This is a genomic window from Bacillus sp. ISO11, assembly GCF_003458115.1.
Classification (GTDB): Bacteria; Bacillota; Bacilli; order Bacillales; family Bacillaceae_G; genus Bacillus_A; species Bacillus_A cereus.
On the sequence record NZ_QXCO01000010.1, the window covers coordinates 183,800 to 210,196 of the forward strand.

A 26,397-nucleotide genomic window follows, 5' to 3' on the forward strand; every position below is an offset into this window, starting at 1 on the left:
TAAATGGAGAAATTTACATAATTGTAAAGGGAAATCAAAATAGTAAAAAGAATTAAGAAGTAAAAGAGTGAGTATCATGGAATAGAGAACATTTGTAAGTTATTGCGAAAGCTCTTATAGGAAAGTATAATGTAAAGATATGAGCACAGATAGGATTAAGGGGTCAATCTTATATGCTTTGCATATCCACGACAGGTACATAGCTGAAAGGGAATTATTAAAATCTGTTTATGTAATTTTTAAGGAAAATGTTTTTCCTATTGTCGTATATGCAATATGGAGAAACAAAAAGCTAGGAGTGGATTTGTTTGATAAAAAACCCCAAGGTTTTAATATTAACTGCACATTACGGTAATGGTCATGTGCAAGTAGCAAAAACATTAGAACAAACATTTCGCCAAAAAGGAATTGAAGATGTTATTGTATGCGACTTGTTTGGAGAATCACATCCATTTATAACTGACATTACAAAATATCTATATTTAAAAAGTTATACAATAGGAAAAGAATTATATCGTTTGTTTTATTACGGGGTAGAAAAAATTTATGATAAGAAAATAGCATCTTGGTATGCGAACTTTGGAAGGAAACGTTTGAAAACACTTTTACAGGTGGAGAAACCAGATATTGTAATTAATACATTTCCAATTATCGCTGTACCAGAATTAAAGAAACAAACAGGTATTTCAATTCCTGTCTATAACGTATTAACGGATTTTTGCGTGCACAAAATATGGATTCATCGAGAAGTAGATCGTTATTTTGTTGCAACGGATCATGTGAAAGAATTGATGGTTGATATCGGTGTACCTGCGGAACAAATTGTTGAAACAGGAATTCCAATTCGGAGTAGTTTTGAGTTAAAGGTAAATCCAGAAATCATATATAATAAATATCAGTTATGTAAGAATAAAAAGATTTTACTAATTGTAGCAGGTGCTCATGGGGTATTAGGAAATGTAAAAGAACTATGCCAATCATTTATGTCAGTGCCTAATTTACAAGTAGTTGTCGTTTGTGGGAAAAATGAAGCTTTAAAACAGGATTTATTAAGTTTACAGAAGCAAAATTCCGATGCATTAAAAGTGTTTGGGTATGTTGAAAATATTGATGAATTATTCCGTGTTACTTCTTGTATGATTACGAAGCCAGGCGGAATAACATTAAGTGAAGCAGCAGCGTTGCAAGTACCTGTCATTTTATATAAGCCTGTTCCAGGACAAGAAAATGAAAATGCGATGTACTTTGAAAGAAAGGGAGCAGCAGTTGTCATTCGCGATGATAGTGAGGTTTTTGCAAAAACAGAGGCATTATTACAAGATGATGTGAAGCTTCTTCAAATGAAAGAAGCAATGAAAAGCATCTATCTTCCAGAGCCAGCTGGCCATATTGTAGATGCAATTTTGGCGGAAAATCATGCAGAACCGCGTCATATACCTATTAAATCACCTGCTCTTGCACAATCTTTTACTTAATATGAAACCCTCTTTGTATATGTAAAGAGGGTTCTTTATTATTTTTAAAGAAAATTTAGTGAGTTATCCACAAAAGGATTGCGCTTTCATTAAACAGTAAAGTCGGAATATTAACAACTATATCCACATTGTCCACAATTTTTAGAAAAATATCCACAATTAAAACAGCTGATATATGCTTTAATATAGAAAAATATTAAATGTTTTTGAAAATTACTAACAATTTCATCGGTTTTGTGGATAAAGTTGTCCACAGCAAAAAAGTCCCTTATGTATAAGGGGCTTTTTTGCTTACTTCTATCAGTCGAGAAAATTATGTAATGAAAATGAATAATTAGGGGGGAAACTTCTAATTATTCATTTTCACTTTAAATGCTTTTCGAGCGATATCCTGCTGCACGATCTGCTTTTTGAAATTCGCGTTGATAGAGAACTTCTTGTGTACTAGATAATGTGTTTTTTGCTTTATCACGTTTCTTTTTATCCATTACAAATCACCTCGTGTCTTAAAGTTACTATTTATCGTTTCCAAAGACATGAGGGGATATACGCATATGGAAAATGTTAACGATTGATTATCATTTCAGAAAATTTAGATTACGCTTCTTTTAATTGATGAGCATCTTGGAAGGTTGTATCTCGCATTGTAGCAAGTGTGTATTGATCTTTTGGAATTTCATATAAGTTATACACTTCTTCGTTTGCGTTAATTTCATCATATACGGCTTTTCTTGTTTCGTTTGCTAGATTCACATATTGCAGTTTTTCTGCAGCTTTAATAGAACGAATATTTATTTTACGAATACGCATGAAAATTGTTTCAATATCTAATTCATAGAAAAGTTCACTAAAAAATGAATCTTTTGCCAATTTGTTATAGCCTTTTCCATGATATGGTTTGCCAAGCCATGTCCCGAGAAATCCAGCTTTTTCTTGCACATCAAATAAAGTAATTGTTCCGATAGGGTTACCCCATTCATCTAAAATTGTGCGTGAAATTAATTCACCACGCTCTTCAGCTTCAATCGTTTGTTTCGTTAAGAATAAATATTCTTCATAAGAATAAGCCTTTTGACGCACAAAAGGGAAGACAGCTGGATCCACCATTAACTCGTATAGAACGTGGCTGTCGTGTAAGTCGCGTTTTTTCAACATACTAACTCCTCCTCACACGAGGGTAGCATGACGAAAAAACACCCCACCCTCGAAATTTTTATATCAATCTTTAAAAAATTTCGGGGTGGGAATCGAACCCACTAGAACCAGTTTCTAACGCTGGTGGCGCACCATTTGCCTTCCCCATTCATCAATTTGAAAATGATAATCACGACACAAATTGATTATGGTTTCATTCAGTTTATAATCGTATAATACTTTATCTAGTCAAAAAAATAAACTAGTTTTTTTTATTTTTTTTGTAAATTATTTTTCCATCAATCATAGTTAGTACAGGCTTGGCTAAATAATGGAAAGGATGATGAGTCCATAGCACGAGATCGGCGTCTTTTCCAACCTCGATGCTTCCAATTCTATCCTCTAAACGCAAATTTCGTGCTGGGAATATGGTGATTCCTTCTAGTGCTGTTTTCTCGTCTAACCCTTCTCTTACTGCAACAGCAGCGCAAACATTTAAATATTGAATGGGTGTATAAGGATGATCTGTTGTGATAGAAACTTCCACACCATTTTTTGATAATATATGGTAAGTATCCCATGTTTTATTTTTTAGTTCGATTTTAGAACGGCGTGTCAGAGTGGGACCAACTGAAACCTTCAAATTGTGTTTTGAAAGTTCTTCAACAATAAAGTGTCCTTCTGTGCAATGTTCAATGCGTAAATCGAGATTGAATTCTGTTGCAAAGCGTAGAGCAGAACTAATATCATCTGCTCGGTGAGCGTGGATACGTACGGGTATTTCCCGACGTAATGCTTTTAAAATAGGAAGCATTCGAAAATCAGCTTCGTGCCCGTAGTGTTGTGCTTCATAGAATGATTCCCGAAGTAACCCCATAATCCCCATACGTGTAATGGATTCTTTTGTTCCATTACTATGGACTTTTTTAGGATTTTCTCCAAAGGCAATCTTTAAACCAGCAGGTTCTTGAATAATCATATGATCAATACAAGTTCCAGCTGTTTTTATTACACAAGTAGTACCCCCGATAATATTTTGACTGCCAGGCATAACGTGAACGGTTGTAATTCCGTTTTGTACAGCGTCTTGAAAGGCAATATCTAAAGGATGGATTCCATCTAAAGAACGAATATGTGGTGTTGAAACTTCAGATGTTTCATTGGCATCATTTCCAGCCCAACCAGTACCTTCATCATAGAGACCAAGGTGAGTATGGACATCAATAAAGCCAGGTAAGAGATGGAGTGCTCGTGCATCTATAACGGTCATATCTTGAGTAGGTGGAATAAAAGGTTTGACCTCGGTAATTCGCTCTCCTGTAACGAGTACATCTCCTTGAAACTTTTGAGATGTAATAGGGTATACAATGGCTTGTTTGAGCAATATTTTCATAGGTACCTCATTTCTGTTACTTTATAATGCTAATGGAAGTTAAGGGAAAGTAACTGAAAGGTTATTTATATGGTAATGCTTCGGATCCTAGAAAATGAAAGTTTTGAAAGAGCCCATGTAAAATTGTGTTTTAGAAGTACTACATTGTATGCGAAAGTATATTTTGTAATGCATGGTCTATTTCTGGAAATGTGTATTGGTATCCATGTTCAATTGCTTTAATGGGTAATACACGTTGCCCTTCTAGTACAAGTATGCTCATTTCACCTAATAAAGTTTGAATGATAAAAGAAGGTACAGGCAACCAATGAGGCTTTTTCATTATAGTTGCAATGGTTTCTCCAAATTCCTTCATTCTTATAGGTGTTGGTGCTGTCATATTAAGAGGACCATCAATTTCTTTTTTGTGTATAATGAAATCCATCATACGAACGACATCGTCTATATGAATCCATGATAACCATTGCTTCCCAGAACCAATGGTGCCGCCGATATAGAATTGATAGGGAAGTAGCATTTTTGGAAGAGCTCCTTCATTTGCACCTAATACAACTCCAAATCTTGCGTAGATTGTTCGTATTCCGAGAGAACGTGCTTTAGATGCTTCTTGTTCCCATGAATATACTGTATTTGCTAAAAAGTCATTTCCAGGAGTCTCATGCTGTTCTGTAAAAGACTCTATTTCAGACGTTCCATAGTATCCAATAGCACTTGCGTTAATAAATGTGTGTGGCTTTGTATGGAGTCCCTGCAATTGTTTAATGAGTCCTTTTGTTGTTTGAATTCTACTGTTTAAAATGGCTTTCTTTTGTTGCTTTGTCCATCTACTATTAATAGACTCTCCGGCTAGATTAATAACTACATCAATAGAAGAGAGGGGGAAGGTTTGTAAATCTGGTGTCCATTGAACATACTGAAGGTTAGGATCGGAAGTTTCAGTAGTTTTTTTTCGTGTGAGAATGTAAACAGTATATCCTTTTTGAATAAAAAAAGTAGAAAGGGATTTACCGATAAAGCCTGTACCACCAGAAATTGCGATTTTCACAAGTATTTCCTCCTCATTATATATATTCTTGAAAAGAAAAAATGTTCCTCGACTATGTTAAAATAATAGAGAGGTGAGAGTATGGCTGTCATTACAAAAATAGAAGTACAAAAACGATCGAAAGAACGATTTAATATTTATATTGATAAAGGTCAAGGCGAAGAGTACGGATTTAGTGTGGATCAAGTAATCTTAATAAAACATGGATTACAAAAAGGTTTAGAAATCGATGAAATCGAGTTAGGAAATATTTTGTACAATGAAGAAGTACAAAAAGCATATTTACAAGCAATCTCCTATTTATCCTATCAAATGAGAACAAAACAAGAAATAGAAGATTTTTTACGAAAAAAAGAAGTGGGACAGGCCATCATCTCTGAAGTCGTTTCGAAATTATTACATGACCGATATATTAATGATAAAGAGTATGCTGTTTTATATACGCGAACGCAAAGTAATGTGAATCGAAAAGGTCCAACTGTTATTAAAAGAGAGTTATTAAATAAAGGTGTTCAGGATTTAATTATTACACATAGTTTACAAGAATATCCGAAGGAAAAGCAAATTGAGAATGCCTTGTTTCTCATAGAGAAGAAGAAAAAATCTTATCAAAAACATTCTTTTTTACAAATGAAACTAAAGTTAGATGAGATGCTTGTTCGAAAAGGATATTCTAGAGAAGTAATTCAAATTTGTTTGGAAGAATTGAAAGACGAAAAAGATGACGAAAAGCAACAAGAAGCGTTACACTATCATGGGAATAAATATTATGAGAAATATAAGAAGCATGATGGATGGACATTTGAAAACAAGATGAAACAAGCGTTATATCGAAAAGGATTCTCTATTGATGAAATCGAGATATTTTTGCAAATGAAACGCGAAGAGGAATGAGGAGAATAAGATGAATATGCCAAAACGCTACAGTGAAATGACACCGCATGAGCTAAGGGAAGAAATTGGCGCTTTGAAGGAGCAAGCAGTAAAAGCTGAGCAGCTTGGGATTGTCAATGAATTTGATGTATTAATGAGAAAAATGGCAATGGCTCGTGCTTATATGACGGATATAAACAAATTCCGTATTGGTGAAACATATGAATTAGTAGAAGAACCTGGTGTATTATTTAAAATTACGTATTTCAATGGGGTATTTGCTTGGGGATATAAGCAAAATGATAATGAAGAGATTGGCATACCAATTTCCTTATTGCAAGAAAAATAAAAACCAGAGAGCATATATCTCTCTGGTTTTCATCTTTGGTAGGCGTTAAAGGAGATAGGAGATTCTAAAATTGGCGTTTTTTACATTCATTTGCCAATATAATGAGAGACTGGGTTTGTTGCGTCTGTCCGTTAACTTGCGCTTTCGCATGTTTTGGACGAGTCCACGTATGGTTAAATAATTCAGAACGACTATCTAAGCGATCACGGTAGCTCATCTTTATCACCTCGTGTAGGAAGTTAATTTAATTTGTATTACTCTTCCTGCTGATTTGCAGCACGCATACGTTCTTGTGGGTGCGTGTTAATTGTGCCGTTAGGTCGTTTCGAAGCGAAGCGTGATTTCGCTTTCGGTTGACCGTCGATTTTGCTGTTGTTTTTTGACTCAGACCAAAATTCGGCTTGTTTACCCATTACGAACGCCCTCCTCATTATCGGTTGATACCTCTTTAAGAAGTATCAATTATAGAATGTGCAAAATTGAAGAAACTATCCTTTAGAAATGAAGGGATAAATAGGTAAAAGGAGATTATAATATGAATGATATTTATGAAACATTAACGAAAGAATTATTAGACAAGAATGACAAGCTTTCTTACGCACAAGCTCGTGCGTGGGTTGAGTTACTATGGGAAGATTTTCAAACAACTTATGCAAAATCAGGTCGTTATCAAGGCGATGAAATGACGGAACAAGTGGTACGATCATGGATTAATAATCATGGTGTACGCCTTCATGAAATGCGTACAAATAATCCGAAGTATAGTCATTTAATTAATCAAGAAGATCATTTGAAACATTAAAAAAAGCGACTTAAGTCGCTTTTTTTAATGTGGAAGTAATTCCAGTTTTTTTCGAAGCTTTTCTTCACTAAAGATCCATCCTGTATAGGAACTAATAATATTTAAATTGTGGTCGAGCTGAACGATTGCAACAAATGGATAATAATCTTTACTTCGATATCGTAAATCAATGAATCGTACTTCATAATAATGGTCATGATCAAAAATATCCCAGCGATATACAGGAGAGAAAGATAGAAAGGCCGAGATGTTTTCATCTTGTTTAGCTGCTCGCATAATATTATTGTCTGGGAACGGTACCCGATCGAATTTATCATATATCATGATGTTACCACGGTGCCATCTCGCAACGTAGTAATAATCAGCCGTAACGATTGCTAAATGGTAATGGTAAAATCGGTAAGAAGGAGAAATGATAATCTTTTCGACATTTTTGAAACGTTTGTGTACAACGCTTCTTATATTTCTGTGCATCATAATCCGTCCGATATAGTAAACAATCATTAATATATATGCCGCTAAAGCTGTATATCCCTTATGAGAACCGACGAGCATGCAAGCAATTGCAAGTATATGGATAAAGAAAATTACGGTGTCGAATGTATTAATCACGCCGAGTGCGACCCATTTTTTTGTGAAAGGCCGTAATGCTTGTGTACCATAGGCATTGAAAATATCTACAAAGACGTGAAGGAAGACAGCAATAAATGACCAAAGCAGTAGATGAAGATATGGAGCGTCTGAAAAGAAGGCGAAAGAGATGCCACTTATAAGGAATGACCAAAGAATTACCGCAGGAATAGAATGAGTAATTCCACGATGATTTCTTATATATTTAGCGTTATTACGCAATTTTAAAACTGTGTCAATGTCAGGAATGTTGGAACCAGCAATTGTAGCGAGCATAACAGCTTGGGGGCCAATATCACTTTGTGCTATGGCTGGATCTAATGTTGCTAAGCTACCTAAAGTGATACCCATAACAAGGTGAGTGGCTGTGTCCATAGAAATCCACCTCCGTTTTTTATTAATGTAACTCTTTTTATTCGATACCTCAAGTCCTTTGCCTTCTATTTCCTGTATCATCTTACTTAAATTTTTTCCTAAAATCTTTATAATAGTACTTATATGCAAAAAAATGAGGGGGATCAAGTTTGACACTTGAAATACTAAACAATTTTAATATAGAGCAGTTTCAAAATGATTTAATTGGTTGGTTTGAAGAAGAACAGCGCGACTTACCATGGAGAAAGAATAAAGATCCATACCGCGTTTGGGTTTCTGAAATTATGTTACAGCAAACAAGAGTAGAAGCTGTAAAACCATATTACGCAAATTTTATGGGGAAGTTTCCTACACTTGAAGCGTTAGCGAACGCAGATGATGAAGAAGTATTAAAAGCATGGGAAGGTTTAGGATATTATTCTAGAGCACGTAATTTACATGCGGCAGTAAAAGAGGTAAAAGAAGTATACGGCGGAGTTGTACCAAGTGATGTAAAGAAAATTGAAAAGTTAAAAGGAGTGGGACCATATACAAAAGGTGCTATTTTAAGTATCGCATATGGTATACCAGAGCCGGCAGTTGATGGAAATGTTATGCGTGTATTATCTCGTATTTTATCAGTATGGGATGATATTGCAAAACCAAAGACTCGAAAAGTTTTTGAAGAGATTGTGCGTGAAATTATTTCAGTAGAAAACCCATCTTATTTTAATCAAGGATTGATGGAATTAGGTGCACTAATTTGTATTCCGAAAAATCCAGCATGCTTACTTTGTCCTGTACGTGAACATTGCAGAGGATATGCTGAAGGTGTTCAAAAAGAATTACCAGTAAAAAGTAAAGCGAAAGCTCCTAAAATGGTACCTATTGTTGCAGGTGTACTTCAAACTGAAGACGGTCGTTACGTTATTAATAAACGTCCAAGTACAGGTTTGTTAGCTAACATGTGGGAGTTTCCGAATATGGAACTTGGAGAAGGTATTCGAAATCAGAAGGAACAGCTTATAGATTATATGAAAGAAAAATTTGAGCTCGAGGTTTCTATTGATGAATACGCAATGAATGTACAACATACGTTTACACATCGTACTTGGGATATATTTGTATTTTACGGAAAAATAACCGGTAATATTGTTGATACAGATACATTAAAATTTGTATCAAAAGAGGTATTTGAGCAATTACCTTTCTCAAAATCACACCGTACTATTTATGAAAATTGTGTGGAGAAAATTACAATGCAATAAACAAAAAAAGTGTTCCCAATCTAGGGAACACTTTTTTAATCGTAAGAAATTTTTGTCCCATGAGTCCAACTAGCTTCACCTTCTTGTAAGCCGCCTCTTGATTCGATTTCTACTACAATTTCTTTGTAAATACTTTGCCCTTCTACATTTAAATAAGGCAGAACCTGTTGTAGTGAGTGATGAAAATAAGCTAATTCATCTTCTTTCCATTCATTTTTTGAAATCATCGTTAGTTCAGTCATATCGCGTCCTATATACATATTTACACCTCCATTTTCTATAGTTTGAATGAGTAACAAAAGTTATATGCGGAAATTTTAAAAAAGAAAATTACGGATAGCTTCTAAGTGAATTGGTTACATTATTGATTGTGGAGGTGAGAAAGATGAGTAAAAAACAACAAGGTTATAACAAAGCAACTTCTGGTGCTAGCATTCAAAGTACAAATGCTAGTTATGGTACAGAGTTTTCAACTGAAACAGATGTACAAGCTGTAAAACAAGCAAACGCACAATCAGAAGCAAAGAAAGCACAAGCTTCTGGTGCACAAAGTGCAAACGCTAGTTATGGTACAGAATTTGCAACTGAAACAGACGTGCATTCTGTGAAAAAACAAAATGCTAAGTCAGCTGCAAAACAATCACAATCTTCTAGCTCAAATCAGTAATGAAAGAAAAACACTTCTCTAATTCGGGAGAAGTGTTTTCTTTTTGCGTGGATCGTTGTAATGAAAAGAAAGCGAACGACATAACTTCTAATAAGTCAACAAATGTAGTCAAAGGAGAAGGAAGTTAACAATTAGAATTATGTAATTAGGAATAATAACTGATGAATAAGTCCAAAAGGGGGTAAGTAATGAACGATTTTGATAAGTTGGTAGGGGAGCAATTAGAAACGATGGATGAGTTGTTAAAGTTACAAGCACATCTAGAGAAGTATCAACAAATCGAAATGAATGAAAAAGATACGTGCGATAAAAAAGAACTGCATTTTATCCGTCAGGAAATATATAGAACAGAAGTAGCGTTGAAGATGTTACATGAGAAATTTGAAGAACAAACGAATAGTGTAATTCAATCTTTTGCAACTGAAAAAATGATTTCAAATTTAGGGTAAGATATATTGTTATCTTCAGGTGAAAAGTCCTTCTTTGTATGGAAATAGAGAAGGGCTTTTTCTATTACGTGTCCTCGCTTATAAATAATGCAGTACAATCCTTATCTCTTAAGAAGAGTTGGGGCATAGTATTCAACGATAAACCTCCTGCATATTCAGTTTGAAAAATAGAGTCTTATCCCTTTAGTTTTAAAATTTCGACAAAAAAGTTATAATAGAAAAAAAGTGAATGCCGTTCAAAGGGCATTTGCAGTTGAAAGAAGGGAGCATATATGGGATTTCCCAAAGAAGGAGAAAAAGTACAAATACATAGTTATAAACATAATGGCTCCATTCATAGAATGTGGGAAGAAACAACAATTTTAAAAGGGACACAGAGTCTTGTAATCGGAGCGAATGATCGTACAGTAGTTACAGAATCGGATGGCCGAACATGGATTACTCGTGAACCAGCAATTTGTTATTTTCATGCCAACTATTGGTTTAATGTGATTGGGATGCTTAGGGAAGATGGCGTATATTATTATTGTAATTTAAGCTCACCTTTTGCGTATGATCCTGAAGCATTAAAGTATATTGATTATGATTTAGATATTAAAGTATATCCAGATATGACATATACGCTTCTAGATGAAGATGAGTATGAAAAACATAGTCAAATTATGCAGTATCCACCTGTTATTGATACAATTTTAAAACGAAATGTAGCACATTTAACACAGTGGATTCATCAAAGAAAAGGTCCATTTGCACCAGATTTCGTAGATATGTGGTATGAACGATATTTAATGTACAGAAATTAAAACAAACCTGCAGGGGGCTTCCCGGCAGGTTTGTCCTATTAGAGGGGGGATTATGTGCAAGGCATAAAAAGATATTTACAATTTGTTAAACCATATCGATGGCTTATTGCTATTACAATTATTATTGGACTAGTTAAGTTCGGTATCCCACTTATTATGCCGTGGTTATTAAAGTATATTATCGATGATGTAATTCAAGGCGCAGGCTCACTTCAAGATAAAACATCTCAATTAATAACAGCGATTGGAATTGCTTTTTTTATTTTTGCGGTATTAAGACCACCGATTGAATATTATCGTCAATATTTCGCCCAACGTATCGCAAATACAATACTATATGATTTGCGGAAGCATATTTTCGGTCACTTACAAAAGTTAAGTTTACGTTATTACTCCAATACAAAAACAGGGGAGATTATTTCGCGTGTCATCCATGATGTAGAACAAACGAAGGATTTTGTAATTACTGGTTTGATGAACGTCTGGTTAGATACTGCAACAATTGCTATTGCTATCATTGTTATGTTTTCTATGAATATAAAATTAACATTTGTTGCGTTATTGATTTTACCTATTTATGTAATTGCAGTGAAATATTTTTTCGGACGTCTTCGGAAATTGACGAAAGAGCGTTCACAAGCGTTAGCGACAATGCAAGGGTATTTGCATGAACGTATTCAAGGAATGCAAGTGACACGTAGCTTTGCGTTAGAAGAGTATGAGGGGAAGCAGTTTGAAAAAAGAAATAATGAATTTTTAACGAAAGCATTAACCCATACAAGTTGGACGGCAAGAACATTTTCGGCAGTAAATACGTTAACCGATTTAGGTCCGTTACTTGTGATTGGTTTTGCAGCATATGAAGTAATTCAAGGGCAGTTAACGCTAGGAACGATGGTAGCTTTTGTTGGATATATGGATAGTTTATATAGTCCGCTTCGCCGCCTTGTTAATTCATCTACAACATTAACACAATCTTTTGCATCGATGGACCGTGTGTTTGAACTGTTAGATGAAAAATACGATATTGTTAATGTACCAAATGCGGTACAAACGAAAAAATTAAATGGAGAAATTGTATTTGACAATGTTTCTTTTCGTTATAATGCAGATGAAAAAGAGATATTACACAACTTGTCATTAACTATGCAGCCTGGAGAGAAAGTAGCGCTTGTAGGAGCGAGTGGGGGGGGGAAGTCATCTCTTGCTAGTTTGATCCCGCGTTTCTATGATGTTTCTGAAGGCGCGGTTTATGTAGATGGCATAGATGTAAGAAAGTACAATATGAGAAATTTGCGTAGTCATATTGGAATTGTACTGCAGGATAATTTATTGTTTAGCGATACAATTGGAGCTAATATTTTATATGGAAATCCGAAAGCTACAGAGAAAGAAGTGATTGCAGCTGCCAAAGCTGCGCAAATTCATGATTTTATTATAGACTTACCAGATGGTTATAATACTGTCGTTGGAGAACGTGGTGTGAAGCTATCAGGCGGGCAAAGACAACGCGTGGCAATTGCACGAGTGTTTCTAAAGAGTCCGTCGGTACTTATATTAGATGAAGCAACTTCAGCATTAGATTTAGAAAATGAAAGGTATATTCAAGAGGCGCTTCAGACGTTAGCTGCTGACCGGACAACGATTATAATCGCACATCGATTAGCGACGATTACGCATGTTGATACGATTATTTACATTGAAGACGGTGAGATTAAAGAGACTGGTTCTCATGAAGAGTTAATGCGAAAAAGAGGATTTTATTACAATTTATATCAACTTCAACATATAACAGAAACAGCTCCTTTACCATAAAAGGAGCTGTTTTTTTATTCGTCTTCTTTTTTATCATCGATTTGGAGTTCTTTTTCTGGTTTATGATATGTGTAGAAGCTATCTACAAGCAAATCTAAATGCTCTACTTCTTCGCTATAGTTAATGATGGAAGAAATAAGAGGGAAGAGATGTAACCATGTTTTATATGCTTCTTCATCGTCCTTATTTTGATATTCCATAAAGATATCAATTAATTCTTGTTTACCTGTTTCAACTTCATCAAGCATTTCAACTGATTGTTGTTTTTTTGCTTTACCAATAAATTTTAATAAAACTTGTTCATGATAATGCGTTAATGAGTCAAGTTCATTTTGGATAGATTCCTGAAATTCTTCCGGCATATAGCGCAGTTCATTTTCAGTACGGTGTAATGATTTTAACGTACTTAAAGCACGGCTTGTTGTCGCTAACATTTGTCTGAATAAAACGAGCTTACGAATTTTTGCGAACTTTACTTTTTTCGTATAGCTTCTTTCTTCTTTATACAGCAAATAGTAATGATTTAGTTTAATCATTTTTTCTTTCATACGATCAATATCAGTTTTTAGCGTTGTAAAATCAGAAGCCTGCCTGCTATTCATTCGAATCCATTTTACAATTTCTTCTGTATTATCAACGATACGATGATAAAGTTTTGTTTCATATTTTGGCGGCATAAATACTAAATTTACAAGTGAAGCCGCAATAATACCAATCATAATCGTCGCAAATCGAAGTAAGGCAAAACTAAAGAAATCTTCGCCTTGATACTCCATAATGGCGATAACTGTTACTAAAGCAATTGATATTGTGTTTTCTAATCGTAATTGTAATGTAAGAGCAATTACTAATATACATGTTAATCCAATAATAAAAGGATTATGTCCAAAAGCAGTAGCAAATGCGATAGCAAATATCGCACCAATTACATTTGCTTGAATTTGTTCAAGTGCTGTTAAATAAGAACGGTATACAGACGGTTGAACAGCAAAGATAGCTGAAATTCCCGCAAATACCGGACTCGGTAATTGAAGTAAAATACAAGCAAATAAAGCTAACGTGATGGCAATACCCGTTTTTAAAATGCGAGCACCAAGTTTCATACCCTTAATAAGATCCTTTCTCTTGTCATAATGAATGTACAACATGATACTATACATTCATTACAATATGTTAGCAAGTGATATTTTAGTGACGTTAAAAGAAATTAGTGTTCATTTTATCCCGCTAATTGTGAGTAGTAAGATTCCTGCCTCAAAAATTAGAAGCTAGATGCCGGTAAACGCTCGATTGGTGTAGGCTAATTAAAGTTTCACTTTATAATTTTTCCTAATTCCTTTTAAACATCAGTTTTTAGTAAAAAAACCTGCTGAATTTCAGCAGGTCTCAAATTGTTACTATAGATTACTATGAGAAGCGTACTTCGTCAATTTTTTCTTAATAATGAAAATTACTCATTTTACTCTGTTGAGATAGATGGGTCTGCCTGTTCTTTTTTCGGGATAATCTCAAAAAACTGGTTCTGTATATCATCTAATAATGCTGTTAATAAAGCAACTTCCTCATATTGCTCATGTTCGTTTAGTACACGAATATAGTCTAGCAATAATTCAGTTACATCTTTCAAACCATTTTTACTAATTGGTTGTAATGTAACATTTGCCCCTTTTGCAATTCTTCTTTTTAAGGCCTGTTCTGTTAGGCCTAAGTTTGAATCATGACGCAAATAAACAACACCGCCAGTCATGCCAGCGCAAATCCATGGACCAGGGTCACCTAAAACAAGCGCTCGCCCATTTGTCATATATTCAAAAGCAAAACCTTTAATATTGGAGTATGACCCTATATTTCCTTGCTCTTTTTCACGGAGTGGTTTTGTTATTCTACCTCCAATGATCATGTCTGCCCCAGAAAGGCGAATGCCAGCGCGAGCATCAGCGTTCCCTTGCACGTATAGTGCCCCTTTTTGTGCACCATATCCAAATCCTTTTCCGACAGAACCGTTATAATATACTCCGTCTTTTCCTTTTGATTTCGTTATATAAATCCCACCACCAAAGGAAGTTTTACCAATGCCATCTTGTGCGCCGCCATTTACGTGTATAAATAAATTTTCACTATTGTAAGCGCCTAACCCATTTCCGGGAATAGAACCATTCGTATACTTTAATGTAAGTGGTTCAAGTTGAGTAGCTTCATATAGTTTACTGCGAACGCGATAACATGATTCTAGACCACCCATAACGCGTTGCTCTACACCAACGCCTACTAATTCTTTTGAGTCAGCGGAATGAACTGTCTTAAATTGTTTTTCTGGTACACCATCTGTTGTTGTAACAGATGGATGTTCTATTATTTGTAATAAATTACGTAAGTTTAATAAATTTTCGCCTCGAACTTGCTCTAATAAATCAGAACGCCCAACAATTGCTTGTAAATTTGTATACCCAAGCTGTCCTGTTAATCGTTTTAGTTCTATACCGAAAGAGGTGAATAAATTTAGCAGGCCAGTAACTGCGCTTTCTAATTCGCGTGGGACGAAGCGGCGTAACCCATGTTCCTTTGCTTGTGCTTCAGACTCGATTTGTGTCGCAATTCCGACATGGCAAGTATCTAGATGACACCCACGGCAAGTAGTACAGCCGATTGCAATCATTGATAGTGTGCCAAATCCAATACGGTTTGCTCCGAGAAGCATGATTTTCAAGGCATCATTTACACTTCGAATACCACCATCTGCCCAAATCTCTACTTTATGTCTCATGCTCGCTTCTAATAAAGCGTTGTGAGCGGCTTTAACACCAATTTCTACAGGAAGACCTACATGTTGCAAGGCGTGAATACGTGCAGCACCTGTTCCGCCATCGAATCCGCTAATGTTAATAAAATCAGCACCAGCTTTGGCGATACCGACAGCAATTGTTCCGATATTAGGAACGACAGGGACTTTCACGGCTACTTTGGCAAGTTGATTAGCTGTTTTAATTTCCGTAATCATTTGAGCTAAATCTTCAATTGAATAAATATCATGGTTATTAGAAGGTGAAATTAAATCTGAGCCAATTGTCGCATTACGTGCTTCAGCGATTTTGGCTGTTACTTTTGAACCAGGTAAATGCCCACCTTCCCCAGGCTTTGCGCCTTGACCGATTTTGATTTCAATTAAGTTCGATGAGTTTAGTAGTTCGGCATTTACTCCAAATCGCCCAGATGCCACTTGTTGTCCACGTGTATGTGGATATTTTCCAATCATATCTTTAATTTCGCCGCCTTCACCGTTCAAGCTAATCATATTTAGCTGATCGGCCGCTTCTGCATATGCGCGAAAGGCAATTTCGTTTTGAGAACCAAATGACATAGAACTAATAATAAATGGAAAATCATGGGTTTTAATGCCGATAGATACTTCTTCAGTTGGAACGACATGTTTTGTTTGTTTCGTTTGAACAAGGTGTCTGATTGCGATGGGATTATTCTCTTCTAGTTCACTTAACTTGTCACGGTAATCATCATAAGAATTTCCTTTTGCAACATCGCCGATTGCTTTCCAAATTCGCGGGAATATATGAAATGATTTTCGCATTCTAATTTTAGGATTGTTATAATCATCCGCTCGCATTTTTGCATCTTCAGCAAGTGATTCAAGTGAAAAAGCTAAATCATTTGAACCGAAGAAATTTGTAATCTGTAATATATTTGCGATTTCTTCATGTAACCCAATAGATGAATAGAGACGTCCGTAACCACGTAACTCATGAATTCCAATTGTTGAAATGACTTTTTCTAATCCTTTATTAAGTGCATTATACAGATTCGTAATTGGTGTTTTTGTTCCATCATTTACAGTCGCGAATAATAAATATGGATTAATACTATCTGCTCCTAATCCATATAGCGTGACAATGTCATGTAAGGAGCGAAGGGCACCAGAACGTATAACGAGAGAACAATTGCGGCGTAATTTATTTTCACTTAATGCTTGATGTACTTTAGCAGTAACTAAATGTGGATCAATCCACAATCTTTCATTTAGATGGGCTTTTGCGTCATCTAATACTAGTAGGGAAGCACCATTGTTAACAGCAGCTATCGCTTCAGAACTAATGCGGCTTAATGCACATTGTAGAGTTTCTGACGAGCTGAATGTAGCAGAGATTGTGGCGATAGAGTTATGAGTTTTAAATAGCTCTATGAGTTGTTCGTACGTAATTGTGTGTAATTCCTCTGCAATAGGTTGTGCCACGCTGCCTTCTAAAATAATTGGTGAAAGCATTTCAACTACAAATGGCCGTTTTGCGCCACTTAATAAACTTGGACGCTCTCCAAGTACAGTACGTGTAGAGAAGTGTTCAATTTCACGGTCACGGTCAATTGCAGGGTTTGTAACAACAGCTACACTTTCTTTAATGAAGTCAGCGATATTTCGTCTATCAGTATCAAGTGCGGCAAGTGGTGAGTCATGCCCAAGTGAGCGTATTGGCTCAACGCCTTTTGTTGCCATCTGTTCAAGGAGTTGAATATGTTCTCGGTCCCATCCGAAAGCGACGTATTGTTTCGTTTCAACTTGAACAGAATCACATAGCCCTTGGATTTTTTTCGTTTCAGGGATAGATAAATTTAAATGGTAATTGGTAGTATCAATTCGCTTTTTAAAACGGTTATATACTTGGATTTGATATTTGTCATATTCATAAAGAACAAGTTCATCTTGTTCATTCCATTTTAATCCGACTTTTTCTCCAGGAGCGAGTGGTTTTGGTTCTGCTACATATTTAGTTGGTGATACAACTCCAGGTTCAGAAGAGAAAATATAAGAGCTCTCTGTCTCTACTTTCCATACTGGGCGTAATCCAAGGGAATCAACGCTGAAAACAGCTTCATCTTTAAAACGGGAAATGATGCCAGCTGGTCCTTGGGCAAAATGTCCCCATGCTTCACGTATATACGTATATAAATCTTGTAAAGGTGTTTCATAAAGTTTAATTTCATTAATAATTGGTGGGAATAGAATTTCCATTGCTTCAAATAAGCTGTAGTTGTATTGAACAAGTAGGGTTTCTAAGGTGCGGTTTAAATCTTGAGAGTCACTGCCTCCTGCAGTAAGTGGTACATCAATCATTTCGGCTTGATCGCGTAATTTCGCAATTGTGTTAATTTCACCATTATGTCCGAGAATGCTAAATGGTTGTACACGAAAAAAATTAGATAATGTATTAGTAGAGTAGCGGTTATGTCCTAATGTCATAGTTGAAGCGATAAGCGGATGTTGTAAATCATTATAGTAGGCAACAAGCGTATCACCAGCACCTAGAACTTTATATACAACATGATCACGACTTAATGAAGCAACATGAATTGCTTCGTTTTCCTCTATTTTTATTGTGACAGAAAATAATGTTTGCTCAATATTTGTAATTTCGTTTTCTGCGATAAGGGCAACTTGCCAAAATAAAGGTTCTTCTTGTTTACCAAGTGGACCGAGCGCATCTGAGTTTGTTACATCATCACTTTCGAAAATGATAGTAAAGTTTTTGTTGTTTAATTGCGTACGAATATAATCTTTTAAGGCAGTAATGTCTTCTTTTTTATTTAGAAAAAAATGTCCAACGATAAAGTGGGGATGATCCACAATCGTTGGATTATATCCGCTACTTTTTAGTTTTTCATTCCAAAGCGTTTTTGGTATATCAATGTGAATGCCGATGCCATCGCCCTCACCATTAATGAAACCAGCTCTATGATTCATTTTGACGAGTGATTGTATGCAAAGGTCAATGTTTTCTTTTGTAGCAATTTTTCGTTTCTCCATAACGGAAACGATTCCACACGCATCATGTTCTGCATTTCTATAATCTCGAAATAAAGACGGTGTCCATGTATTTTTTTTATTGAGCATCCGTCAATCCCCCCTCTTGTAAAAATTAGAATAATCTTACTATTTAAGGTGCGAATCACCTTGTACACAGAGATAGTAATGCTGTAAAAGAATATAAAACAGATAATTATGAATAATTATACTATTAATGCGGGATTTATGAAATAGAAAAAAGGAAAAAAGAAAGGTGAGCTTTCTTTTTTCCTTTTAATGACGGGATTATTTATTGTCTGCTAGGGCGGCAAATGCTCTGCCGACAGCTTCGATTGTATATTCAATATCTTCTTTTGTATGTTCTGTAGTTAAGAACCATGCCTCGTATTTAGAAGGTGCTAAGTTAATTCCTTCTTGAAGCATAAGCTTGAAGAATTTACCGAACATTTCACCGTCTGTATCTTGTGCGGCATCGTAATCTTCAATTGTATTTGTTGTGAAGTATACAGTTAAAGCCCCTTTTAGACGGTTTAATGTAATGTCGATATTATGTTTCGCTGCTTGCTCTAAAATTCCCTTTTCAAGCATTGCACCAAGTTCATCTAATTTCTCATAAAGCCCTTCTTGTTGAAGCACTTCTAGACAAGCGATACCTGATGCCATAGAAGCAGGGTTTCCTGCCATTGTACCAGCTTGGTATGCAGGTCCAAGCGGAGCAACTTGTTCCATAATTTCTTTCTTACCACCGTAAGCACCGATTGGTAAGCCGCCGCCAATAACTTTACCAAGCGCTGTTAAGTCAGGTGTCACACCAAGTAAGTCTTGAGCACCACCGTACATAAAGCGGAAAGCAGTAATAACTTCATCATAAATTACTAATGCGCCAGCTTCGTGAACAAGTTCATTCACTTTTTCAAGGAATCCTGGTTTAGGCTCTACAATACCGAAGTTTCCAACGATCGGTTCTACAAGGATAGCTGCTACTTCATGACCCCATTTATCTAAAGCCTCTTTTAAAGTTTCTACATTATTAAATGGAACAGTAATAACTTCTTGTGCAATACTTTGTGGTACGCCAGCTGAGTCAGGAGTTCCTAAAGTAGAAGGACCAGATCCAGCTGCCACAAGTACTAAATCAGAATGACCGTGGTAACAACCAGCGAATTTCATGATTTTTGTGCGACCTGTATAAGCACGAGCAACACGAATCGTTGTCATCACTGCTTCTGTACCAGAGTTTACGAAACGGACTTTATCTAATGCAGGCATTGCTTCTTTTAACATTTTTGCGAATTTTACCTCTAGCGCTGTTGGTGTTCCATAAAGTACCCCATTTTCAGCAGCTGTTGTAATTGCTTTTGTTATATGTGGATGAGCATGTCCAGTAATAATAGGACCGTATGCTGCTAAATAATCGATATATTTATTTCCGTCTACATCCCAGAAATAAGCGCCTTTCCCACGTTCCATAGCAACAGGAGCGCCGCCGCCAACTGCTTTAAAAGAACGAGAAGGACTATTAACACCGCCCACGATATGCTCTAAAGCTTCTTTATGTAATGCTTCTGACTTTGTGAATTTCACTACAATTCATCTCCTTACAAAAATCTATGTATTATTCTAACATGTTTTTCGAAAAGACGTATTGTTTGTGATAGCGAAGGCAGTTGGGTAAACTATTCGTTGTGACATTTAGGAGGGGGGTCCGATTATGAAATCGGTAATTGAGGTACAAGGGTTACGTAAAGAGTTTACAGCCTATTCAAGTCGTCCGGGCTTAAAGGGTGCATTTCGCGATTTATTAAATCGTAATTATAAAATAGTACCAGCAGTAAATGATGTATCTTTTACTGTAAAGCAAGGTGAAATGGTTGGTTATATCGGTGAGAACGGTGCTGGTAAATCAACAACAATTAAAATGCTTACGGGGATTTTAACTCCGACATCAGGGCAAATCACAGTAAATGGAATGAACCCACATAAACAAAGAGAAGAATTTGTAAGAACAATTGGTGTTGTTTTTGGACAGCGTTCGCAACTTTGGTGGGATATTGCAGTACAAGAATCGTTTCGTTTATTAAAGAAAGTGTACGGTGTATCAGACGCTCAGTATAAGGAGCATATGGAGCACGTAATTGAAACGTTAGATATAGGGCCTTTATTAGATAAACCAGTTCGAAAATTATCTCTTGGTCAAAGAATGCGTTGTGAATTAGCGGCAGCCTTAATTCATAATCCACCGTTATTATTTTTAGATGAGCCAACAATTGGGTTAGATGTACTTGTGAAATTGAAAATACGTGAATTTTTAAAAGAAATGAATGAACGTTATAAAACAACAATTTTATTAACAACACACGATATTACTGATATTGAAGCTTTATGTGAGCGCGTTATCATGCTGGATGAAGGGAATATTATGTATGACGGTTCTTTAAGTAATCTTCGTACGCAGTGGGGAGCAGAGAAGGAAATTCACTTTCAGTTTGTTGCACCAGTTTCCTATCAGGCTTTATCAATGGTTATGCCAGATAATCATGTCGTTTGGTCGAAAGCGAAAGAGGAAAATGCATGGGTTGCAAAAATTCCGAATGAAGAAGTTATTATTTCAATGCTTATTTCTAAAGTAGTACAAGCATTTCAAATTAAAGATTTAAAAATTAACGAAGTGTCTACAGAGGAAATTATTCGTAACATTTATGAAGAAGGTATTACGCATGGGTAAGTATATTGAAATGATTCGAATTCGCTTTTTAATGATGCTTGCGTATCGTACAAATTACTATAGCGGGATTTTAATTTATACGATTAATATCGGTGCTTACTATTTTTTATGGCAAGCAATTTATAGCGGAAAAGAGAATATTGAAAGTTTATCTATTTCGCAAATGACCACGTATATCGCAATCGCGTGGATGGCACGTGCCTTCTATTTTAATAATATAGATAGGGAAATTGCGATGGAGATTCAAGAAGGACGTGTGGCTGTAGAATTAATTCGTCCGTATAACTATTTGGGAATGAAAGTTATGCAAGGTCTTGGCGAGGGAATATTCCGTTTTGCCTTCTTTTCCATTCCAGGCATGGTTATCGTTACGTTATTATTTTCGTTGCAAATTACAACGAATTTTCAAACTTGGTTATATTTCTTCTTATCTTTAATATTTAGCTTTATTATTAATACACAAATTAATTTAATGACGGGAATGCTTACGTTTTTCCTATTTAATAATAGTGGAATTATGTATGCAAAACGCGTTGTTATTGATTTATTTTCAGGTCTATTATTACCAATTAGTTTTTATCCGTTATGGGCCCAAAAAGCAATGATGTTTTTACCGTTTCAGGCTATTAGTTATATTCCAAGTATGATTTTTTCTGAAGGTATACAGGGGAGTAAGTTGTATGAGGCTTTAGTATTTCAAGTGATTTGGGCGATTGTACTTATTATTCCAATTGTACTCATGTGGAGAACGGCGAGAAAACGTCTAATTGTACAAGGGGGATGATGAGATGCTATATATAAACTTATTTTTACAATATGCAGGTCAATATATAAAAACGAAATTGGAGTATCGAGGCGATTTTATCGTTGGTTTACTTTCTGATTTATCGCTTCAAGCAGTTAATTTAATATTTATTCTCGTTGTATTTGGGCATACACAAGCATTGAAGGGATGGAGTCGAGAAGAGGTAATCTTTATTTATGGTTTCTTTTTAGTACCATTTGCCATCTTTTCAGCTTTCTTTAATATATGGGATTTTAATGATCGATACATTATTAAAGGGGAGATGGATCGTGTATTAACGCGACCGATCCATAGCCTATTTCAAATTATATTAGAAAGAATGGAACTTGAATCTTTAATTGGAGCTATTACAGGGATTGTTGTAATGGGATATGCAGCTGTGGAGTTACAATTATCTTTTTACTGGTATGATTTCTTCTTATTTATATTGATGGTAGGAGGAGGAGCACTTGTATATGGAGGGATATTTGTTACGTTGGCGAGCCTTGGTTTTTGGTCGGATGCGAAAAGTTCAATTATGCCTCTTATGTATAACATAGGTAATTACGGGCGCTATCCTGTTAATATTTATAATCGTGTAATTCGTTTCATTTTAACGTTCGTTTTACCGTTTGCGTTTGTTGGAGTATATCCAGCAGCATACTTTTTAAGAAAAACAGAATGGAATAGTTATGCGTTTGCGACGCCAATTGTTGGTATTATCTGTTTTACGATTGCAATCACCCTCTGGAACCAAGGGGTAAAAAGGTATCGTGGCGCGGGTAATTAATTATAGAAGCTTGTTCGTTTCTAAGGGATAAATCAGTTCTCCACCTCATACATATAAAATGAGGTGGAGGACATGTTATGGGGATTTATTCTATTAATTGCAGCAATCGCTATTTTGAAAAGTGTCCAATTATTATGGAGTTCCTATTCAGATTCAACGCGTTTTTTTTCGCTCTATAATTTGGCCACATTATTTTTAATCTATACAACAGTACTAATCGCATTTGGATTAAGTTACGTTGTATTAGAGGAAATGGGTTTCGCAGTTTTGAAAGAGGATGGAGAAAGTTTGAACGCTCATTCTTTTCAACTCGTCGAAGTTTGTTTATATTTTAGCGCAGTTACTTTATTGTCTGTTGGATATGGTGACATATCTCCGATTGGAATTGGGCGATGGATTGCAATCGCAGAAGCGCTAATTGGATATACACTCCCTTTTGCTTTTGTGATGAGGTCTGTAATAGACAATGAAAAATAAGGAAGCATTTGTTATAGTAAAGGAAAAGAGTAGGAGTGATAACTATGATTACAGTAGGAGAAATGGCACCAGAATTCACATTAGAGGGAAGTAACGGAGAAGAAGTTCGCCTAGCTGATTTCCGCGGTAAAAATGTAGTTCTCTATTTTTATCCGAAAGATATGACGCCAGGATGTACAACTGAAGCATGTGATTTTCGTGATGCGTATGGAGTATTTCAAGAGAAGGATACGGTTATTCTTGGAGTAAGTCCTGATTCAGCGAATAGACATTTGAAATTCATTGAGAAACATGAATTGCCATTTATACTTTTAGTAGATGAAGATCATAAAGTAGCAGAGTTATACGATGTTTGGAAGTTAAAAAAGAACTTTGGGAAAGAGTATATGGGAATCGAGCGTTCTACATTCCTTATTAATAAAGACGGTGAACTTGTAAAAGAGTGGCGTAAAGTGAAAGTGAAAAGACATATTGAGGATGTTCTTTCTTATATAAAATAAATCTACATTGGAGATAAAATATGCAGAAACAAGGCAAGTGTCTATACATATTTTACTGCCTTACATAAAGTGGAAGTGTAGGGCATACCTCCTCAGATGATAGTATTCCAAGTGCGATTATGTCGCACTTTTTTCTATGGAATATATGAAGAAAAAAGGGAAAGATACATAAAAACAAGTCCTGAATATAAAAATAAACTACATACTTATAGTAGAAATATTGACGATTTATAAGAAAAGGAGTACACTCTTTATAAGAATTATAAAATAATAATCCGTATAGAATCGGGGTGCATGACGGTGGTCAAAGAAGAATTAAAAGAAGCGCTAGAAATGCTGAAAAATACGGGTGTACGCATTACTCCACAGCGTCATGCTATTTTAGAGTACCTTGTGGAATCAATGACGCACCCAACAGCGGATGATATTTATAAAGCATTAGAAGGTAAGTTTCCAAATATGAGTGTTGCAACTGTCTATAATAACTTACGTGTGTTTAAAGAGGTTGGACTTGTAAAGGAATTAACTTATGGAGACGCTTCAAGTAGATTTGATTATGTTACAAGTCAACATTATCATGTGATTTGCGAAAAATGTGGTAAGATTGTTGATTTTCCTTATGGAGGCTTGGAAAAGCTGGAAGAGGAAGCTGCGAAAACGACAGGCTTCGTTATCAATAGTCATCGCTTAGAAATTTATGGCGTTTGTCCAGAGTGTCATAAGGCGTAATATATAATAAAGAAAGAGGCTGACGGCTATACGTCAGCCTCTTTCTTTATTATATAAGGATTAGCGTGAGGTTAATCGGGATTTACAGTGCTAAGTTAGTAAGGAGGGTTAGATAAAAGTTTGTCGAATTTACTTTGTATTGGTGGAAATGAATTCTGGGAGGGGACATTTTGAAGAAATATGAGATTAAAAATAACATTCCAACATTGGAAGAATATAAATATTTATGTGATTCTGTGGGATGGACTAACTATATGAACTTTGAGGTGGCGGAAATATCACTTCAAAATTCGATTTACTGTATAACAGTCAAGGATAATAATCAAATCATCGGCATGGGGAGAATTGTTGGTGATGGGGCTATCTATTTCTATATTCAAGATATAGTGGTTCATCCAGAGTATCAAAAGAATGGTATTGGAAAGAAAATAATGAATACTTTAGTAGAATACTTAAATCAGAATGCTCCAGATAAAGCATTCATTGGTTTGTTTGCGTCGCAAGGTAAAACATCATTCTACGAAAAATATGATTTTAAAGATTATTCGCCTAATATGACAGGGATGTTTACTGTTATTTCGAAAAAATAGGTGTAATAAATTTAATAAAACAATTAAAAAGTTGATTTTTTAATAAATCAACTTTTTAATGAGTTGAAACGTTTGTAGTGTTGCAAATTCGTATTTCCCTTGATACTTATGATTTATAACTCTTCTTATTATACTTTTCATCAAATTCTTTTCCTTCTAGATCTCGATCTAGTGTTAAAGGTTGATTGCAGTGCATACATGCATCGACACGGCCGAGCATTTTTGTTGGCTTATCACAGCTTGGGCAAATAATTTGGATAGTCTTAGTAGATAACATACCAATCCAAAAGTAAACGACAGTGCTAGCGATAACAGCTAAAAAGCCAACCATCATAAACGTTGTCATAATAATAATGTTTTCGCGGAAAAAGACACCTAAGTATGCAATGAAGAGGCCGATAAATACTAAACTTAATGCAAAGGTCCGGATTTTATTGATTTTGTTTGAATACTTAATGCTCATTCTCACCACGCTCCTATACTAATAATATAACATACAATTTAGAATTTTCACTCTCGTGTAAATTGATAAAGGGATAAGATATGAAATGAATAGGAGGGGGACCATGAAGAATGAATGGACGCTATAAGGATTTTTACAGCGGTTTTTAAGTTTTTAACGGGATGTGAAATTTTTTTATAAAAAGTATTGACCCTGTATATACTGCATGATATATTAATAACCGTCGCTGATGCGGAAACGCAGAAAACGACAAAAAAGAAATTAAAAAACTTAGTTGACATTGAAAAATGAAGATGTTAACATAAGGAAGTCGCGAATGAGCGACTAAGTAGTTCTTTGAAAACTGAACGAAACAAACAACGTGAAACGTCAATTTTTATTTTAGATGCTAGACAAACTAACTTTATTGGAGAGTTTGATCCTGGCTCAGGATGAACGCTGGCGGCGTGCCTAATACATGCAAGTCGAGCGAA

Annotated in this window: 28 protein-coding genes and 1 rRNA gene; 17 read left to right on the forward strand and 12 right to left on the reverse strand. The window is 35.5% G+C overall.

Features of this window, described 5'->3' with window-relative positions; all coding sequences use genetic code 11:
• Positions 1 to 308: 308 nt before the first annotated feature.
• A complete protein-coding gene (locus D1166_RS13690; RefSeq protein ID WP_000594688.1) occupies positions 309 to 1,475 on the forward strand; it encodes a diglucosyl diacylglycerol synthase in 1,167 nt (388 codons plus the stop codon).
• Positions 1,476 to 1,843: 368 nt separating this feature from the next.
• On the opposite strand, the gene D1166_RS13695 is transcribed toward D1166_RS13690, so the two are convergent.
• From D1166_RS13695 to D1166_RS13710, 4 genes are all read right to left on the reverse strand, one after another.
• Positions 1,844 to 1,963, reverse strand: a complete 120-nt coding sequence (locus tag D1166_RS13695; protein ID WP_000358482.1) for a YfhE family protein — start codon at positions 1,961 to 1,963, stop codon at positions 1,844 to 1,846.
• A 109-nt stretch (positions 1,964 to 2,072) separates the two neighbouring features.
• Positions 2,073 to 2,630, reverse strand: coding sequence for a GNAT family N-acetyltransferase (locus tag D1166_RS13700; RefSeq protein WP_000914737.1), 558 nt, complete (start codon positions 2,628 to 2,630; stop codon positions 2,073 to 2,075).
• Between the two features lie 241 nt (positions 2,631 to 2,871).
• Positions 2,872 to 4,002, reverse strand: coding sequence for an amidohydrolase (locus D1166_RS13705; protein ID WP_000698315.1), 1,131 nt, complete (start codon positions 4,000 to 4,002; stop codon positions 2,872 to 2,874).
• 139 nt (positions 4,003 to 4,141) lie between these two features.
• The gene (locus D1166_RS13710; protein ID WP_000684380.1) at positions 4,142 to 5,047 is read right to left on the reverse strand and encodes a TIGR01777 family oxidoreductase; all 906 of its coding nucleotides are present in this window, start codon (positions 5,045 to 5,047) and stop codon (positions 4,142 to 4,144) included.
• Positions 5,048 to 5,128: 81 nt separating this feature from the next.
• Between D1166_RS13710 and recX the strand changes: the two genes are divergently transcribed.
• The gene (recX, locus tag D1166_RS13715) at positions 5,129 to 5,941 is read left to right on the forward strand and encodes a recombination regulator RecX (RefSeq protein WP_000268502.1); all 813 of its coding nucleotides are present in this window, start codon (positions 5,129 to 5,131) and stop codon (positions 5,939 to 5,941) included.
• A gap of 10 nt (positions 5,942 to 5,951) precedes the next feature.
• Positions 5,952 to 6,269 carry a YfhH family protein gene (locus D1166_RS13720; RefSeq protein ID WP_001057024.1) on the forward strand — a complete coding sequence of 106 codons (318 nt, stop codon included), beginning with the start codon at positions 5,952 to 5,954 and terminating at the stop codon, positions 6,267 to 6,269.
• 64 nt (positions 6,270 to 6,333) lie between these two features.
• Here the strand turns inward: D1166_RS13720 and D1166_RS13725 are convergent, their stop codons facing one another.
• Both D1166_RS13725 and D1166_RS13730 read right to left on the reverse strand, forming a co-directional pair.
• Positions 6,334 to 6,486 carry a YpzG family protein gene (locus tag D1166_RS13725; protein ID WP_000122093.1) on the reverse strand — a complete coding sequence of 51 codons (153 nt, stop codon included), beginning with the start codon at positions 6,484 to 6,486 and terminating at the stop codon, positions 6,334 to 6,336.
• A gap of 37 nt (positions 6,487 to 6,523) precedes the next feature.
• Positions 6,524 to 6,682, reverse strand: coding sequence for a small, acid-soluble spore protein K (locus D1166_RS13730; protein WP_000517891.1), 159 nt, complete (start codon positions 6,680 to 6,682; stop codon positions 6,524 to 6,526).
• A gap of 122 nt (positions 6,683 to 6,804) precedes the next feature.
• On the opposite strand from D1166_RS13730, the gene D1166_RS13735 reads away from it, so the two are divergent.
• Complete coding sequence (locus D1166_RS13735; protein WP_000998166.1) at positions 6,805 to 7,071, forward strand: YfhJ family protein; 267 nt, start codon at positions 6,805 to 6,807, stop codon at positions 7,069 to 7,071.
• 24 nt (positions 7,072 to 7,095) lie between these two features.
• On the opposite strand, the gene D1166_RS13740 is transcribed toward D1166_RS13735, so the two are convergent.
• The gene (locus D1166_RS13740) at positions 7,096 to 8,076 is read right to left on the reverse strand and encodes a metal-dependent hydrolase (protein ID WP_000379106.1); all 981 of its coding nucleotides are present in this window, start codon (positions 8,074 to 8,076) and stop codon (positions 7,096 to 7,098) included.
• Between the two features lie 149 nt (positions 8,077 to 8,225).
• Between D1166_RS13740 and mutY the strand changes: the two genes are divergently transcribed.
• Positions 8,226 to 9,323, forward strand: coding sequence for an A/G-specific adenine glycosylase (gene mutY / locus D1166_RS13745; RefSeq protein ID WP_097856045.1), 1,098 nt, complete (start codon positions 8,226 to 8,228; stop codon positions 9,321 to 9,323).
• A gap of 35 nt (positions 9,324 to 9,358) precedes the next feature.
• Here mutY and D1166_RS13750 read toward each other — a convergent pair whose 3' ends face one another.
• A complete protein-coding gene (locus tag D1166_RS13750) occupies positions 9,359 to 9,583 on the reverse strand; it encodes a hypothetical protein (protein WP_000275436.1) in 225 nt (74 codons plus the stop codon).
• 125 nt (positions 9,584 to 9,708) lie between these two features.
• On the opposite strand from D1166_RS13750, the gene D1166_RS13755 reads away from it, so the two are divergent.
• The 4 genes from D1166_RS13755 (at position 9,709) to D1166_RS13770 (ending at position 13,057) form a co-directional block, all read left to right on the forward strand.
• Positions 9,709 to 9,990: a gamma-type small acid-soluble spore protein gene (locus D1166_RS13755; RefSeq protein WP_000039046.1), complete on the forward strand. Its 282-nt coding sequence runs from the start codon at positions 9,709 to 9,711 to the stop codon at positions 9,988 to 9,990.
• Between the two features lie 188 nt (positions 9,991 to 10,178).
• The gene (locus D1166_RS13760) at positions 10,179 to 10,439 is read left to right on the forward strand and encodes a YgaB family protein (RefSeq protein ID WP_000997575.1); all 261 of its coding nucleotides are present in this window, start codon (positions 10,179 to 10,181) and stop codon (positions 10,437 to 10,439) included.
• 272 nt (positions 10,440 to 10,711) lie between these two features.
• Positions 10,712 to 11,242: a nucleoside tri-diphosphate phosphatase gene (gene ntdP, locus D1166_RS13765; RefSeq protein ID WP_000506624.1), complete on the forward strand. Its 531-nt coding sequence runs from the start codon at positions 10,712 to 10,714 to the stop codon at positions 11,240 to 11,242.
• 54 nt (positions 11,243 to 11,296) lie between these two features.
• Positions 11,297 to 13,057, forward strand: a complete 1,761-nt coding sequence (locus tag D1166_RS13770; protein ID WP_097856046.1) for an ABC transporter ATP-binding protein — start codon at positions 11,297 to 11,299, stop codon at positions 13,055 to 13,057.
• Positions 13,058 to 13,071: 14 nt separating this feature from the next.
• On the opposite strand, the gene D1166_RS13775 is transcribed toward D1166_RS13770, so the two are convergent.
• From D1166_RS13775 to hemL, 3 genes are all read right to left on the reverse strand, one after another.
• The gene (locus D1166_RS13775; RefSeq protein WP_000765787.1) at positions 13,072 to 14,160 is read right to left on the reverse strand and encodes an aromatic acid exporter family protein; all 1,089 of its coding nucleotides are present in this window, start codon (positions 14,158 to 14,160) and stop codon (positions 13,072 to 13,074) included.
• Positions 14,161 to 14,516: 356 nt separating this feature from the next.
• Positions 14,517 to 18,953 carry a glutamate synthase-related protein gene (locus D1166_RS13780; protein ID WP_097856047.1) on the reverse strand — a complete coding sequence of 1,479 codons (4,437 nt, stop codon included), beginning with the start codon at positions 18,951 to 18,953 and terminating at the stop codon, positions 14,517 to 14,519.
• A gap of 198 nt (positions 18,954 to 19,151) precedes the next feature.
• Positions 19,152 to 20,450 carry a glutamate-1-semialdehyde-2,1-aminomutase gene (gene hemL, locus D1166_RS13785; RefSeq protein ID WP_000673239.1) on the reverse strand — a complete coding sequence of 433 codons (1,299 nt, stop codon included), beginning with the start codon at positions 20,448 to 20,450 and terminating at the stop codon, positions 19,152 to 19,154.
• A 127-nt stretch (positions 20,451 to 20,577) separates the two neighbouring features.
• On the opposite strand from hemL, the gene D1166_RS13790 reads away from it, so the two are divergent.
• From D1166_RS13790 to D1166_RS13820, 7 genes are all read left to right on the forward strand, one after another.
• Positions 20,578 to 21,591 (forward strand): ABC transporter ATP-binding protein, encoded by a 1,014-nt coding sequence (locus tag D1166_RS13790; RefSeq protein WP_000843658.1) that lies wholly within the window; start codon positions 20,578 to 20,580, stop codon positions 21,589 to 21,591.
• Positions 21,584 to 22,375, forward strand: a complete 792-nt coding sequence (locus D1166_RS13795; RefSeq protein ID WP_000521519.1) for an ABC transporter permease — start codon at positions 21,584 to 21,586, stop codon at positions 22,373 to 22,375. The genes D1166_RS13790 and D1166_RS13795 overlap by 8 nt, the downstream gene beginning before the upstream one ends.
• A gap of 4 nt (positions 22,376 to 22,379) precedes the next feature.
• A complete protein-coding gene (locus D1166_RS13800) occupies positions 22,380 to 23,165 on the forward strand; it encodes an ABC transporter permease (protein ID WP_097856048.1) in 786 nt (261 codons plus the stop codon).
• Between the two features lie 72 nt (positions 23,166 to 23,237).
• On the forward strand, positions 23,238 to 23,642 hold the full coding sequence (locus D1166_RS13805; RefSeq protein ID WP_000964343.1) for a potassium channel family protein: 405 nt from the start codon (positions 23,238 to 23,240) through the stop codon (positions 23,640 to 23,642).
• A 44-nt stretch (positions 23,643 to 23,686) separates the two neighbouring features.
• A complete protein-coding gene (gene bcp, locus D1166_RS13810; RefSeq protein WP_097856049.1) occupies positions 23,687 to 24,142 on the forward strand; it encodes a thioredoxin-dependent thiol peroxidase in 456 nt (151 codons plus the stop codon).
• Between the two features lie 300 nt (positions 24,143 to 24,442).
• The gene (perR, locus tag D1166_RS13815; protein ID WP_000237829.1) at positions 24,443 to 24,871 is read left to right on the forward strand and encodes a peroxide-responsive transcriptional repressor PerR; all 429 of its coding nucleotides are present in this window, start codon (positions 24,443 to 24,445) and stop codon (positions 24,869 to 24,871) included.
• A 170-nt stretch (positions 24,872 to 25,041) separates the two neighbouring features.
• Positions 25,042 to 25,461 (forward strand): GNAT family N-acetyltransferase, encoded by a 420-nt coding sequence (locus D1166_RS13820; protein WP_000759738.1) that lies wholly within the window; start codon positions 25,042 to 25,044, stop codon positions 25,459 to 25,461.
• A gap of 106 nt (positions 25,462 to 25,567) precedes the next feature.
• Here D1166_RS13820 and D1166_RS13825 read toward each other — a convergent pair whose 3' ends face one another.
• On the reverse strand, positions 25,568 to 25,924 hold the full coding sequence (locus tag D1166_RS13825; RefSeq protein WP_000025058.1) for a YgzB family protein: 357 nt from the start codon (positions 25,922 to 25,924) through the stop codon (positions 25,568 to 25,570).
• A gap of 403 nt (positions 25,925 to 26,327) precedes the next feature.
• On the opposite strand from D1166_RS13825, the gene D1166_RS13830 reads away from it, so the two are divergent.
• Positions 26,328 to 26,397, forward strand: a 16S ribosomal RNA gene (locus tag D1166_RS13830); the annotation flags it as partial.

Bases quoted from the DNA above. Each gene is read 5' to 3' on its own strand.
- D1166_RS13695 (WP_000358482.1), bottom strand. From the start codon at position 1,963: ATGGATAAAAAGAAACGTGATAAAGCAAAAAACACATTATCTAGTACA.
- D1166_RS13700 (WP_000914737.1), bottom strand. From the start codon at position 2,630: ATGTTGAAAAAACGCGACTTACACGACAGCCACGTTCTATACGAGTTA.
- D1166_RS13705 (WP_000698315.1), bottom strand. From the start codon at position 4,002: ATGAAAATATTGCTCAAACAAGCCATTGTATACCCTATTACATCTCAA.
- recX (WP_000268502.1), top strand. From the start codon at position 5,129: ATGGCTGTCATTACAAAAATAGAAGTACAAAAACGATCGAAAGAACGA.
- D1166_RS13720 (WP_001057024.1), top strand. From the start codon at position 5,952: ATGAATATGCCAAAACGCTACAGTGAAATGACACCGCATGAGCTAAGG.
- D1166_RS13725 (WP_000122093.1), bottom strand. From the start codon at position 6,486: ATGAGCTACCGTGATCGCTTAGATAGTCGTTCTGAATTATTTAACCAT.
- D1166_RS13730 (WP_000517891.1), bottom strand. From the start codon at position 6,682: ATGGGTAAACAAGCCGAATTTTGGTCTGAGTCAAAAAACAACAGCAAA.
- D1166_RS13735 (WP_000998166.1), top strand. From the start codon at position 6,805: ATGAATGATATTTATGAAACATTAACGAAAGAATTATTAGACAAGAAT.
- D1166_RS13740 (WP_000379106.1), bottom strand. From the start codon at position 8,076: ATGGACACAGCCACTCACCTTGTTATGGGTATCACTTTAGGTAGCTTA.
- D1166_RS13750 (WP_000275436.1), bottom strand. From the start codon at position 9,583: ATGTATATAGGACGCGATATGACTGAACTAACGATGATTTCAAAAAAT.
- D1166_RS13755 (WP_000039046.1), top strand. From the start codon at position 9,709: ATGAGTAAAAAACAACAAGGTTATAACAAAGCAACTTCTGGTGCTAGC.
- D1166_RS13760 (WP_000997575.1), top strand. From the start codon at position 10,179: ATGAACGATTTTGATAAGTTGGTAGGGGAGCAATTAGAAACGATGGAT.
- ntdP (WP_000506624.1), top strand. From the start codon at position 10,712: ATGGGATTTCCCAAAGAAGGAGAAAAAGTACAAATACATAGTTATAAA.
- D1166_RS13775 (WP_000765787.1), bottom strand. From the start codon at position 14,160: ATGAAACTTGGTGCTCGCATTTTAAAAACGGGTATTGCCATCACGTTA.
- D1166_RS13780 (WP_097856047.1), bottom strand. From the start codon at position 18,953: ATGCTCAATAAAAAAAATACATGGACACCGTCTTTATTTCGAGATTAT.
- D1166_RS13790 (WP_000843658.1), top strand. From the start codon at position 20,578: ATGAAATCGGTAATTGAGGTACAAGGGTTACGTAAAGAGTTTACAGCC.
- D1166_RS13795 (WP_000521519.1), top strand. From the start codon at position 21,584: ATGGGTAAGTATATTGAAATGATTCGAATTCGCTTTTTAATGATGCTT.
- D1166_RS13800 (WP_097856048.1), top strand. From the start codon at position 22,380: ATGCTATATATAAACTTATTTTTACAATATGCAGGTCAATATATAAAA.
- D1166_RS13805 (WP_000964343.1), top strand. From the start codon at position 23,238: ATGTTATGGGGATTTATTCTATTAATTGCAGCAATCGCTATTTTGAAA.
- bcp (WP_097856049.1), top strand. From the start codon at position 23,687: ATGATTACAGTAGGAGAAATGGCACCAGAATTCACATTAGAGGGAAGT.
- D1166_RS13825 (WP_000025058.1), bottom strand. From the start codon at position 25,924: ATGAGCATTAAGTATTCAAACAAAATCAATAAAATCCGGACCTTTGCA.